General features: G+C 63.6%; 14 protein-coding genes. 11 read left to right on the top strand and 3 right to left on the bottom strand.

Going from position 1 to position 11,962, the window contains the following annotated elements; all coding sequences use genetic code 11:
* The first annotated feature begins 216 nt into the window (after positions 1-216).
* The 3 genes from ACLQ62_RS10655 (at position 217) to ACLQ62_RS10645 (ending at position 1,396) form a co-directional block, all read left to right on the top strand.
* Complete coding sequence (locus tag ACLQ62_RS10655) at positions 217-498, top strand: metal-sensitive transcriptional regulator (RefSeq protein ID WP_297361869.1); 282 nt, start codon at positions 217-219, stop codon at positions 496-498.
* Between the two features lie 30 nt (positions 499-528).
* The gene (locus tag ACLQ62_RS10650) at positions 529-924 is read left to right on the top strand and encodes a heavy-metal-associated domain-containing protein (RefSeq protein WP_411721613.1); all 396 of its coding nucleotides are present in this window, start codon (positions 529-531) and stop codon (positions 922-924) included.
* 70 nt (positions 925-994) lie between these two features.
* Entirely contained in the window at positions 995-1,396 is a 402-nt protein-coding gene (locus tag ACLQ62_RS10645) for a heavy-metal-associated domain-containing protein (protein ID WP_411721612.1), read from the top strand.
* 206 nt (positions 1,397-1,602) lie between these two features.
* Here ACLQ62_RS10645 and ACLQ62_RS10640 read toward each other — a convergent pair whose 3' ends face one another.
* Positions 1,603-2,619, bottom strand: coding sequence for an NAD-dependent epimerase/dehydratase family protein (locus ACLQ62_RS10640; protein WP_411721611.1), 1,017 nt, complete (start codon positions 2,617-2,619; stop codon positions 1,603-1,605).
* 8 nt (positions 2,620-2,627) lie between these two features.
* Positions 2,628-2,909, bottom strand: a complete 282-nt coding sequence (locus tag ACLQ62_RS10635) for a hypothetical protein (protein WP_411721610.1) — start codon at positions 2,907-2,909, stop codon at positions 2,628-2,630.
* A gap of 327 nt (positions 2,910-3,236) precedes the next feature.
* Here ACLQ62_RS10635 and ACLQ62_RS10630 point away from each other — a divergent pair, with 327 nt between their 5' ends.
* From ACLQ62_RS10630 to ACLQ62_RS10620, 3 genes are all read left to right on the top strand, one after another.
* Positions 3,237-3,548, top strand: a complete 312-nt coding sequence (locus tag ACLQ62_RS10630; protein ID WP_411721609.1) for a hypothetical protein — start codon at positions 3,237-3,239, stop codon at positions 3,546-3,548.
* Positions 3,545-4,264 carry a GAF and ANTAR domain-containing protein gene (locus ACLQ62_RS10625; RefSeq protein ID WP_411721608.1) on the top strand — a complete coding sequence of 240 codons (720 nt, stop codon included), beginning with the start codon at positions 3,545-3,547 and terminating at the stop codon, positions 4,262-4,264. Before ACLQ62_RS10630 ends, ACLQ62_RS10625 begins: the two co-directional genes overlap by 4 nt.
* Before the next feature lie 126 nt (positions 4,265-4,390).
* Positions 4,391-4,741: a hypothetical protein gene (locus ACLQ62_RS10620; RefSeq protein WP_411721607.1), complete on the top strand. Its 351-nt coding sequence runs from the start codon at positions 4,391-4,393 to the stop codon at positions 4,739-4,741.
* Positions 4,742-4,898: 157 nt separating this feature from the next.
* On the opposite strand, the gene ACLQ62_RS10615 is transcribed toward ACLQ62_RS10620, so the two are convergent.
* Positions 4,899-5,915, bottom strand: coding sequence for an NAD(P)-dependent oxidoreductase (locus ACLQ62_RS10615; RefSeq protein WP_411721606.1), 1,017 nt, complete (start codon positions 5,913-5,915; stop codon positions 4,899-4,901).
* A gap of 125 nt (positions 5,916-6,040) precedes the next feature.
* On the opposite strand from ACLQ62_RS10615, the gene ACLQ62_RS10610 reads away from it, so the two are divergent.
* The 5 genes from ACLQ62_RS10610 to ACLQ62_RS10590 all read left to right on the top strand — a co-directional run bounded on the left by ACLQ62_RS10610 (position 6,041) and on the right by ACLQ62_RS10590 (position 11,924).
* Positions 6,041-7,012 carry a sugar-binding transcriptional regulator gene (locus tag ACLQ62_RS10610; protein ID WP_411721605.1) on the top strand — a complete coding sequence of 324 codons (972 nt, stop codon included), beginning with the start codon at positions 6,041-6,043 and terminating at the stop codon, positions 7,010-7,012.
* 177 nt (positions 7,013-7,189) lie between these two features.
* On the top strand, positions 7,190-8,722 hold the full coding sequence (locus ACLQ62_RS10605) for a sugar ABC transporter ATP-binding protein (protein WP_411721604.1): 1,533 nt from the start codon (positions 7,190-7,192) through the stop codon (positions 8,720-8,722).
* The gene (locus ACLQ62_RS10600) at positions 8,719-9,765 is read left to right on the top strand and encodes an ABC transporter permease (protein ID WP_411721603.1); all 1,047 of its coding nucleotides are present in this window, start codon (positions 8,719-8,721) and stop codon (positions 9,763-9,765) included. The genes ACLQ62_RS10605 and ACLQ62_RS10600 overlap by 4 nt, the downstream gene beginning before the upstream one ends.
* Complete coding sequence (locus ACLQ62_RS10595) at positions 9,762-10,820, top strand: ABC transporter permease (RefSeq protein WP_411721602.1); 1,059 nt, start codon at positions 9,762-9,764, stop codon at positions 10,818-10,820. Before ACLQ62_RS10600 ends, ACLQ62_RS10595 begins: the two co-directional genes overlap by 4 nt.
* A 198-nt stretch (positions 10,821-11,018) precedes the next feature.
* Complete coding sequence (locus tag ACLQ62_RS10590; RefSeq protein ID WP_411721601.1) at positions 11,019-11,924, top strand: autoinducer 2 ABC transporter substrate-binding protein; 906 nt, start codon at positions 11,019-11,021, stop codon at positions 11,922-11,924.
* The last annotated feature ends 38 nt before the right edge of the window (positions 11,925-11,962 follow it).

Raw genomic sequence — 11,962 nt, 5'->3', positions numbered from 1 at the left:
CGTGCCCCTCGTGCCCCTCATGACCTTCATGCCCGGCGTGGCCGCCGTGCTCCGAGTGCGCCATCTCGTCGTGTGCCGCTTCCGACTGCTCATCCCGACGAGGCTTTTCACCATGTGCATTCATGCGCTCAGAGTATACCCCCCGGGGGTATAACGCAATGGTGTACATTAATACCCCCGGCGGGTATATTGGATCGACCGCATCAAGGAGGACCCATGCACGGCTACGTCGACAACAAAGCCGACCTGACCAAGCGGCTGCGCCGCGCCGAAGGGCAGGTCCGTGGCATCCAGCGCATGGTCGAGGACGACACGTACTGCATCGACATCCTGACCCAGGTGTCCGCCGTGACGAAGGCGCTTGAAACCGTCGCCCTCCAGCTGCTGGAAGATCACCTCAGCCACTGCGTCGCCGAAGCCACCCGTGAGGGCGGTCCCGTTGCGGACGAGAAGCTCCGCGAAGCGTCCGCCGCCATCGCGCGACTCGTGCGTTCCTGACGTCGACTACTCACAGCACAAGGAGATTTCATGTCTGCTCACCAGGACCTCGGGCTCACGGCGCGCCCGGTCAACGATCTCGGGCTCACCGATGTGAATGCCGGTGGCAGCTGCGGTTGCGGCCACAGCGGCGGGTGCGCGTGCGGAGGCCATGGCGCGGGTGCCGGGCACAGCGCGTCAGCCGGGGCCACCTCCATCGTGACCCAATTGTCGGTCTCGGGCATGACCTGCGCTCACTGTGTGAAGAGCGTGACCGAGGAACTTGCGGAGATCTACGGCGTCAACGGCGTCGACGTGAAGCTCGACCCAGAGGGTGTCTCCACGGTGGTGGTCCTGAGCGAGTCGCCGCTCGACAAGGCGCACGTCGCTGCCGCCATCGAAGAGGCCGGCTACGCACTGGTCGACGCGCCCCTCTCCGCCGACTGAGTGCGCAGCCCGACGAAGCGCCCCGCGACACCTGAACCCTGACCCTGACCCTGACCCAAGGAGAATGCACATGACGACAGGACCCCTTCACGACCTCGGCCTGACCGAGAAGCGCACCCGCCTCGACGCCCCAAGCGCCGGTGGCTGCTGTGGTGGCGCCGGCGGATGCGCGTGCAGCCAGGCAGCGCCAGCACCCCGCCGACGTGCGGACTCCGTGACCGGTGCGCCGGCGGCATCCGTTTCGGTGGGTCCCGTCACGTCGGTGCTCGGCATCACCGGGATGACCTGCGGCCACTGCATCGCCTCGGTGATGAACGAACTCGAGACGATCCAGGGCGTCGAGTCCGTCGACGTGCTGCTGAACAACGGTGGAGTATCGCGCGTCACGGTCACCAGCGCCACAATTCTCGACCCGGATGCCGTCAGCGCCGCCGTCGACGAAGCCGGCTACGAGCTCGTCGACGCCGAGTAGCGCCCCGCCCGGCCGTCGCTGACCGGCTGGCGAACAGGGGTCGCTCAAACCGCGCGAGCGGATACCGTCACGCACGATTCGCAGGAGATCGCACGTTTCGCAGGACCGAATTCGCGAAAGCATCCTGCACATCGTGCGATCTCCTGCGCAGGTGCGCGGCGTGATGTGGCCTCGAGCGAGCGGATAGCGTCCGAGCGAAGGATGCACTACCCCCGCAACTGCGGCGACGCCTCCACGTTGGCGTGCTCAGCCATCCCCCGCACGATCTCGCCGAGCGCGACCGTCGACGCCACCCGAGGAGACCAGCCCAGCTCATCCCGCGCCCGTGCCGTGGACATCACCGGTGCCATTGCGCCGGCGTCGATCCACCCGGGATCCGCCGCCTGCAGCCGCAACTTCCAGGTCACGTCGACCACGGCGCGCAGAACTCGCAGACGCACCGGCAACCACCGGGATCCGAGAACGGATGCCACAACCGTCGGGTCGACGACCGGTTCGGCAGCGATATTGAACGCACCGGCGGCGCTGCGGTCGATCGCGCGCCAGAAGGCATCCGCCACGTCATCCGAGTGCACGACCTGCGCGACGAACTGCCGCGGCATCGGCACGAACGGCGGCCGGACGAAGCGCAGCCAGCCAAGCGGCACCAGGTGCCCGGCGAACAGCCCGGCGATCTCCCTGCCGGCCCGCCGCTGGAACACGAACCCGGGCCTCAGCCGGCTGACGACGATGGACGGGTAGTCCTCCTCGAACCGGTCGAGTGCCCGCTCGTTGATGGCCTTGTGCCTGCTGTAGTGCGACGACGGGATGCCGCCGGTCGGCCAACGCTCGTCGACGCGCATCGTCTTCGGGCCGGGACTGTACGCAGCCACCGATGACGCATAGGAGAGCTGGGGCACCCGGGCTGCGGCGACCGCCGCCAGAACGTTTTTCGTTCCGATCACGTTGGTACGCCAGAGGGCCACTTCGTCGTGGTTGGGCTGCAGCGCCCAGCCCAAGTGAACGACGACATCCGCCCCGGAGAAGATCCTCGCGAGTTGCCGCGGCGCAGAGGGTGACCCGATGTCGACCGCATGCCAGGACACTCCGCGATACGGCGCGGCCATGCGATCCGGCAACCTGCGGCTGATACCGACGACGTCGCTGACCGTCGGTTCCTTGTGCAACCGGCGCAAAAGTGCCGTTCCCAGGTTGCCGGTCGCCCCGACGATGACGATGCGCATGGAACTCCTCAGTCGGTGTGGTCAGGGAACTCATCCCAGTGGCTTCGGAATACGGAGAGGTCGTCGCCTTCCAACCCCTGCGCTTCGCGCGATCCGGTTGCACCCGCGTCGTTCTCAGAGTCATCGCCCGAACCCTCGGCGGGCACATCCTCTTCGGGTTCGAACGTCGACGGTTCGCCGGTGTAACCTGCGGCAACGCCGGTGTCAGAATCGGGAATGGTCGAGTCTGGCGGCAGCGTCGCGCCGGCGCCGGGCTGGTCTGAATTACGATCTTCGGTCTGGTGTGACATCACAGCTTCCCTCGCTCCTCATAGCGGCACCCCGCCACATCACGGGCAGCGGCATGCTTCGCACAAGCTGGCCTGGCTGCGTGTGATTCGGCAACACTACAGTCCGTCCGCAAGGAAATCGCGCCCTTGTGCAATCGGGATTCAGCGCTACGTGATCCGGCGGCGACCGCACCGATCAACGAACAAACGGATGCCCAGGCACGGTCGACATCGTCGCTGCGGTTCCACGAAGGTGGGCCTGAGAAAAGAAGTGCTTGCCACCGAACCGAGAGTTAAGCTTGAGCCGAGGGGCGACGTTGTCCACGGTGAGGTGCGAGGGAGGTTCCCATGGCCGATGCATTCGCCGCTGCCGTGGATGCTTTGACCGGGCCGACCACCGCCGACAAAGGACTCGGTCCTCTCAGTGACGCGCTGCCGGCGACCGGCGTTGCCATCTCAACGCTGGGTGCGTTCCTGGGAAACGAGACGGTCGCTGCGACCGACGAGATCGCTGCGCGTCTCGACGAGTTGCAATTCGACCTCGGTGAGGGCCCGTGCTGGGACGCCTTCGGGCCGCTCCATGCAGGAAATCGCAGAAGACATCGTCGACAGGCGAGTCAACTTCTCGCTGATTCACACCGGAATCGAGGCGTCTCATGACTGAACTCACACGGGAAGGACAGCTCGTGGATGCCTTCGCCACCCTTGCCGACACCCTGGTGGACGACTATGACGCAGTGGATCTGTTGCAGACGCTGGTGGACAATTGCCGGGACCTGCTCGACGTGACGGCCGCCGGCATCGTCCTCGCGGACTTCAACGGCGACCTTGACGTTGTCGCGTCGACGAGTGAAGCCTCGCGCCTGGTTGAGGTCATGCAGCTGAGCGCCCAAGCCGGGCCGTGCGTCGAGTGTTACATCACGGCTGGGACGGTGTCGGTACCCGACATCAGCCAGAGCCCGGACAGGTGGAGACAGTTCCGCGAGAGCGCCGCTCGGCAGGGTTTCGCATCGATATTCGCGCTGCCGATGCGCCTGCGCGAGACGACGATCGGCGCTCTCAACCTGCTCCGAGCCGATACCGGTGAGCTGAATGAACGCGATGTGCGGGCAGCACAGGCGCTCGCGGATGTCGCGACAATCGGCATCCTGCACGCGCGCTCCCTGCACGAGAGCGATGCCTTACGTGAACAGCTCCAGCGTGCGCTGAACTCGCGCATCGTGATCGAGCAGGCGAAGGGCGTGGTGTCGCAGACTCGACACGTGACGATGGATGAGGCGTTCAACCTGATGCGGCGGTACTCCCGCAGCCACGGTTTGCTGCTGTCGCGCGTCGCAGAGCAACTGGTTTCGCGTTCGCTGACAATCGCCGATTGACCCCCTGTTGCCGCTTCGTTCACGGGTGTAGTTTGATCGAGCGGCTCAATTTGAGCCGCAACATGTGTCCCCCAGACCCCGGGACGGCCCTCGCGACGCGAGAGTTCGAACCGAAGGGGTACTGCCATGGAACGCATCCATTACGCGGGCAGTTCATTTGTGACCGGCGACCTGATCGCCCGTGCACTCATCGACTACGCGCGCTTCCTCACGGCGCACAATTCGTCGGCCTCGGTGGACATCCCGATCCGGAGAGCGGATGGCACGGTAGGGCGAGCGAACTTCCTGCTCGGGCCCACCAGCCAGCTCGTATCGGAATCGGAGGGCAGCCGTTTCGGCGAGTTGTTCGACGACGACGTGGTTCACATGTTGCGAGACCGCTCGCTCGGCCTGAATGTGTCGGAACCCCGCCCCGTGCAAGAGCTGTCGTTCAACGCGTTCTCTTACGACTACAGCGATCTGGCCGAGTACGCCTGATCATCCACAAGCCGTCGCTGGCCCGAGTGTTCCTCCTTTGGCGGCCGCCCCGCCTGCCGAACGGAGCCGGGCCAGCGACGCTATCCCAGTCACGGGTGATCTTGCTCATGAACCGCCCGTCGATGCGCGCGCACGTCAACGAGTGGCGCGCTGGGAACTAAGCCACCTGATGGCGAAGGGACTCCCCGCGCGCAAATCGCTCAATGTCCGCCACGAGCATCGCCAGACCGCGCTCCTGCGTTTGCACGGTGGCGCCGCCGAGATGAGGGCTGAGTACGACCTGCGGCATCACGACAAGTTTCGACCACAAGCCATCAGGCTCGCACACATCGAGTGCTGCACCCCTGAGCCGGCCTGACACCAGGGCCTCATGCAGCGCCGCTTCATCGAGCAAACTCTCTCGAGCCGTGTTCACGAGGAACGCGCCGGGTTTCATTTGCTGGATCTCCCGCTCCCCGACCAGGTGATAATTGTCCTTCGTCACTTTCGCATGAAGCGATACGGCATCGCTTCGGCGCAAGAGCTCCTCAAGGCAGACGAGTTCGACTCCCTCGGGCGCGTTGACGACATAGGGGTCATGGGCGATGACTTCCATCCCGGCCGCGTGCGCCTGCTCGGCGACAAGCCTGCCAATCGCGCCGATACCGATGAGCCCCATCACGCTTCCGCGCGGTTCTCGCGCAATCCATCGACCACCGACGAACGTCGAGTCCAGGTGCGTCACGCCCGAAGCAGCCTCGGAACGCAGCCAGGTGTTGGCCGCCCAGATTCCACGGAACAGAATGTTGACGAAGGTCATGGTGAGATCGGCAACGGACACCGCATTCTTGCCTGGCGTGTTGATGACCGCGACTCCTCGTTCGGAAGCGGCCCTCAGATCGATGTTGACGGCACCGCCGCGTGCGCATGCAACGAGCTTCACGCTGGGATGCGCGTCGAGCAGTTCCGCCGTCACAGGCGCTGCATGCACGAGCAGAACGTCCTCTTCGTCCAGCCACCCGCCGATGGCGGCCGGACTGCCCTGATACTCGTGAAGGCCAGCCAGGGGCGGCCGATCATCCGGGTCGACCGTTGCATAACGGATGGCGTGGCTTCGCTGGAGCGCCGCGAGCGGCGCGCGCATTGCCTCGACGGGAAGGTAGCTATCGCCGATGGCCAGGATCGTCAGTGACACCGGTGTCTCCTTGGTAGAAAGTCCAACCCAGTATACGCAAGCATATGTTCATATACTGATCAGATGCTCGGCTCGAAGCCGCAGCGTAGAATTGACCCTCTTCCCTCGATTCTAGGAGCGACTCGGTGACCAACGAGAACCCCCGTCGTCGTTCCGGCGAGGACGCCGATCACGAGTTGCTCGTTCGCGTCGCTTGGTATTACTACCGTGATGAACTGACCCAGGCGCAGATCGCTGATCGCCTGCACGTCTCACGCCCGACGATTGCACGGATGCTTGACAAGGCGCGCCAGACTGGCATAGTCACCATCGACGTCAATACGGCGGGCGTCGGCGGCATCGAGATGAGCGCGGAGCTCTGTGAACGCTACGGCCTTCAGGAAGTCGTCATGGTGCCGCAACTTGAAACGACCACCTCCGGTGAAGAAATCAACTCGGCGATCGCGCAAGCGGCCGCGCAGTACATGCGACGGTTTCTTAAGGAGGGCGCCATGATCGGCGTGGGGTGGGGGGACACGGTCCTGCGCACGCTCCTGGCACTGCGGAGGCAAAGCCTCAACGGTGTCACTTTTCCGACGCTGACCGGCGGAATCGACGCTTACACGACAAGAGTATCCGGCACAGAAAACAATGGCCTGTCGGATTTCATCCGCTTCGTCCCTGCTCCCCTTCTGGCTTCGAGTCCACGGATTGCCCAGGCTCTTCGGCAGGAGAAGGCGGTCACAACGGTCCTTGACATGGCGCGCTCGGCCGATGCCGCACTCATCGGCATCGGCGGAGCCATCGCTAACGCAACCATCCTGCGAAACGGTGTCGTCACAGACCAACAACTGCACGATTACCAGGTTGCCGGGGCGGTTGGCGACATCCTCGGCGAGTGGTTCGACCCACACGGCAGGGTGCTCGCCGTTGACCTTCAGAAGGTCCGTGTGGGCATCGCACTCCGCGAACTCCGCAGCATGAAGAATGTGGTGGCCGTCGCAGGCGGCTCGGACAAAGTCGAGGCAATCCGGGGCGCCCTCGCGGGTGGCTATCTCGATGTCCTCATCACCACGGAAGACGTCGGGCGGTTGCTCCTGGACGTGCCGAAAGCCTGAATCAGAACCAAGCGAGGGGCCCGTCGCTTTCCTTCGCTGTCGAGTTGAGTGAACATATGTTCACCGTCTGATCATTTGTTTGACGATTGGCGAAAAGCTTGATAGCGTTCTGGACGTCGACGGGGACGGCCCCCATTTGCAGCAGACGGGGAACCTCGTCAGAGAGGTTCGATTGCCATGAGTGCTCAGGCATCCCCCGCACTAACGCCCCCGCGGCTGCGCATCGACGGTGTCTCCAAAAGCTTTGAGGCAGTCCGTGCCCTACGCGATGTTTCGTTCGAGCTTCAGCCCGGCGAGATCCACGCTCTCGTCGGCGAAAATGGGGCCGGTAAGTCCACCCTGGTCAGCATCATCACCGGTTTGGCGATGGCTGACACCGGAACACTGACACTCGACGGCGCGCCTGTTAGCTTCAAAAATCCGCTTGAGGCGAGAGCTGCGGGAGTGGCCGCCGTTTACCAGGACCCAAACCTCTTTCCGCACTTGTCGATCGCGGAGAACATCTTCACCGGGCAGTACCCGCGCAAAGGACCGACGGTTGACTCCCAATCCATGCGTCGCGAGGCGCGCGGCCTGCTGTCGAAGCTCGGCTTTGACCTTGACGTTGACAGGCTCGTTGCCGGCCTCACCGTTGCCGAATCTCAGTTCGTCGAGATCGCCCGGGCCTTGTCTTCGGATCTGCGCCTGCTGATCCTCGATGAACCGACAAGCGCCCTCACGCCCGGTGAGGCAGAGAAGCTCTACAGCGTCGTCGCTCGCCTCAAGCAGGAAGGCACGACCGTCGTCTGGATCTCACACCGCATGGAGGAAATCCGGATGCTTGCCGACACCATCACCGTGTTGCGCGACGGAGGTCATGTCCAAACGTCGCCGCGAAGCGAGCTTGACGATGCGACCATGATTCGCCTCATGGTGGGACGCTCCGTTGTCCTTGAGGCCGTCCCCCGCGTCGAGCCTCTCGGCGATTCCCGTTTGACAGTCCACGGCCTCAGCCTTCCGGGAGTCTTCGAAGACATCAACTTTGACGTTCACGAGGGTGAAATCGTCGGCATGGCCGGACTGGTCGGCTCCGGCCGTTCCGAGATCGCGCAGGCGATCTTCGGTCTCAGCCCGTCAGCGAGCGGATCGGTCGTCATCGACGGCAAAGAAGTTCCACCGAAGAACCCTCGATACATGAGCGAGCGCGGCGTCGTCTATCTGCCCGAAGATCGCGATGCCGAAGGTGTGATCTCGACCATGAGCATCACCGACAACGTCGCACTGCCGAGCATCAAAAAGCTCAGCTCATTCGGATTCATGAAGTCGAAACGAGAGCGGGAACTGGCGGGTGAACAGCGAATCGCGCTGAGCATCAAGGGCAACGTCTCCGATCTGGTCAGCTCACTCTCGGGCGGCAACCGCCAGAAGGTCGCCATCGCCCGCTGGCTCGCCACCAATCCGAAGGTGCTCCTGCTCGACGAGCCCACCCACGGCATCGACGTGGGCACGAAGGCGCAGGTGCACGACATCATGCGCGACCTCGCTCGTAAACATCGGATGGCCATTCTCATGATCTCGTCCGACATGCAGGAGGTTCTCGCGGTCAGCGACCGCGTGCTCGTCATCGCCCGCGGACGCCTGACCGCGAACATCGATATCGAGGATGCCAGCCAGGAACGAATTCTCGAAGCCGCCACGGGCGCAGCGCACCTCAAGGAGGCCACGGAATGACCACCACACTCACCGACCAGCCCAGCAAGACGCTGGTCGAGCGCCTCGGCCTGACAGGCGGAGCCGCGGCCCTCAAGGTTCGCTTCATCGGCGTCATCGTCTTCCTTCTTATCCTAGTGATTGCGTTCTCGTCGTTGACGCCCCGGTTCCTCAGCTGGGACAACGGTCGCAGCATTCTCTTCACCGCGGCCATCCTCGCCGTGGCGGCGGTCGGCCAAGCCCTCGTGGTGCTGACAGGAAACCTCGACCTCTCCGTGGGGTCGATCATGGGTCTCTCCGCGTACGTCATCTACGACCTGGCTGGACAGAACGCCGGCCTGCAACCCTGGGTGGTGCTCCTCGCGGTCATCCTGGGCGCGGGCCTCGGCGCCATCAACGGTTTCCTCGTCGCGGTGCTCCAGATCCCCTCGATCGTCGCGACGCTCGGTACGCTTTCGATCTACCGCGGATTCGTCTCCTTCTACGCCGACGCAACCGAAGTCACCTCCGGTCAGCTTCCGCCGTGGACTCGTTCACTCGCGACCGCTAACTGGTTCGGCCTGCCGGCATACGTCTGGGTCGCAGTCGCCATCGTCGTCGTCGTCGGGGTTGCTCTTCGGACGCTGCCCTCGGGTCGCAAGATCTACGCCTACGGTTCAAATCCCAAGGCCGCTCGCTTCTTCGGGCTCAACAGTTCTCGAATCGTCATCGGTGCTTACGTCGGTGCGGGAATCATCGCCGCCCTCGCTGGCCTGCTGCTGGGCGCCCAGGTCGGAAACATCAACTCTCTGCTCGCTTCAGGCTTCGAAATGCAGGTCCTCGCTGCGGTCGTGATCGGCGGGGTCAGCATCTGGGGCGGCTCAGGAAGCGTGTACGGCGCTGCCATCGGCGCAATCGTTCTCGCAACGATCAACAACGGACTCGTGCTGCTGCAGGTGCAGGAATTCTACCGACTACTCATCCAGGGCGCTGCGATCGTGGCCGCCGTCGCTGTCGACGCCGTTGTTCAGCGCCGTGTCCACAGTGCAACCACCCGCCGTCGAATCATGGAGGTCGTCGAATGAGATCATTCACTCGTCGTTTCAGCTGGGAACTCGTGCTCGTCCTGTTGATAGTGGTCGCAGGCTTCTGGTCCAGCACCCTTTCTCCCTATTTCCTCGACCCGATTAATCTGCTGAGCTCCGCCCAGTTCTTCGTCATCTTCAGCCTCATGGCGTTCGGCCTCTTCCCCATCATCGTCCAGGGAGAAATCGACATCTCTCTGACGTCGACACTTGCCGTGGGAAGCGTCCTGTTCGGCCAGCTTTCGGTCGCGGGCTTTCCGCTCGTCGTCGCGTTGCCGGTCGTTCTGGGGGTTTGTGCTGTACTTGGTGCCGTCAATGGTCTGCTTGTGGCCTACGCCGGTCTGCCCTCATTGGCCGTCACTCTCGGCACGATGGGCGCGTACCGCGGTATCGCTTACATCTTTGCGGGTGACGCCGGTGTGACGGGCATCACCCCTGAGTACCTGGCTCTGGGGTCGACCTGGGTCGGTGTCATCCCCCTTGCCGTCCTTCTCGTACTGATCGTGGCAGCGGCGTTCTGGCTTCTCATGTCCCGCACCGCCTTCGGCCGATACAGCTATGCCATCGGCAACAGTTCATCCGCGTCCAGGATGGCTGGGGTCCCGGTACCACGAACCCGCGTGCTGGCCTACACCCTCGCCGGGGTGATGTCCGGGCTTGCCGGCCTCGTCTGGGTGAGCCAGTACCAGTCAGCCCGTGGAGACAACGCAGACGGAAGCATTCTCTTCGTCCTCACCGCTGTTGTCCTCGGTGGCGTGTCGATCAAGGGTGGCAGCGGCCGCGCGGGCGGCGTCCTTCTGGCCATCGCCCTGCTCGGCACCATCCAGACCGGGATGAAGCTCGCGAACGTTCCCGGAACCAGCCAGACACTCGTGATCGGTGCGCTCCTGGTGGGCAGCATCGGTATCCCGAGCGCCATCCAGATCCTCCGCCGCAGGTTCGGCGGAAAGAAGACCGTTCCTTCCGGCTCAACGACCGGAAGCGGCGACAAGAACCCTCCTCAACCCGAAGTGGGTACTCTCCCTCCGGCTTCCGCAACGGTTCCAATCCCGTAGCGCCAGCCGGTACGCACGAACAACAGCACACATCACCAAGAAAGGTCGACAATGTTCACCCTCACTCGACAAGGCAGTCGCCGAATCGGTGCAGCAGCGCTCGCCGTCGTTGCCGGACTGGCCCTGGCGGCCTGCTCGAGCACAGCACCAACGTCTAACACCGGCGGCGCAGCCAATTCTGAATCCGCAAAAATCTTCATGGCTCCCAAATTCACCGGTCTTGCCTACTTCGAGGTAGCGCGAGTCGGCGGCGAGCAGGCGGCCGAAGACCTCGAAATCGACTTCGAATACATCGGATCGGACAAGGCCGAAGCCACCGAGCAGATCGCGACCCTCACCAACGCAATCCCTCAGAATCCGGACGCCCTGGTTGTCAGCGCCATCGATGGTGACGCCGTCGCACCGTCCCTCAAGAAGGCTCGCGAGGCAGGCATCAAAGTTGTCACGTACGACGCCGACGCTGCAGTCGATGCCCGCGACCTGTTCATCAACCAGCTCAGCTACGAACTGGCCGCGGAGACGATGCTGGATGCCGCCCTGCTGAACTCGCCTGACGGCGGTCAGGTTGCGTTTATCTCGGCTTCGCCGACCGCTCCGAACCACACGGCACACGTGAAGATCATGAAGGAGCTCATCGACAGCGACGAGCGCTACTCCTCCCTGAGCTACATCGACACCGTTCAGTTCGCGGGCGACGACGTCACGAAAAGCCAGGAGATCGCACTCAACCTGATTCAGGCCAACCCTGATCTCAAGGTGATCATCTCCTCGTCCGCTGTTTCTGCCCCGGCGGCACAGCAGGCGATCATCAACGCCGGAAAGACCGGTCAGGTGTTCGCAACCGGGTTCGCCCTGCCGAGCTCTGTTCGCGACTTCATCGAATCCGGCGCGAGCAAGGCTTTCGCCCTGTGGGATCCGGCCGAACTCGGCTACGTCGCAACAGTCGCCGCGTACCAGCTCGCAACGGGCGAAATCACCGCTGAAGAAGGCCAGGAAATTGACGCCGGCGACGCCGGTACGTACCTCGTTGGCAAGGATGGCGAGGTGCTTTACGACAAGCCCCTCATGTTCACACCTGAGAACATCGCCGACTACGACTTCTAGCCGGTAGGTCGTGGGGGGGGGGGGGGCGGGCCGCCCCC

It is taken from the genome of Mycetocola sp., from assembly GCF_046716805.1.
GTDB lineage: Bacteria > Actinomycetota > Actinomycetes > Actinomycetales > Microbacteriaceae > Mycetocola_A.
Note: the sequence above shows the minus strand (reverse complement) of the source record. Positions and strands in the feature narration are given on the sequence as shown.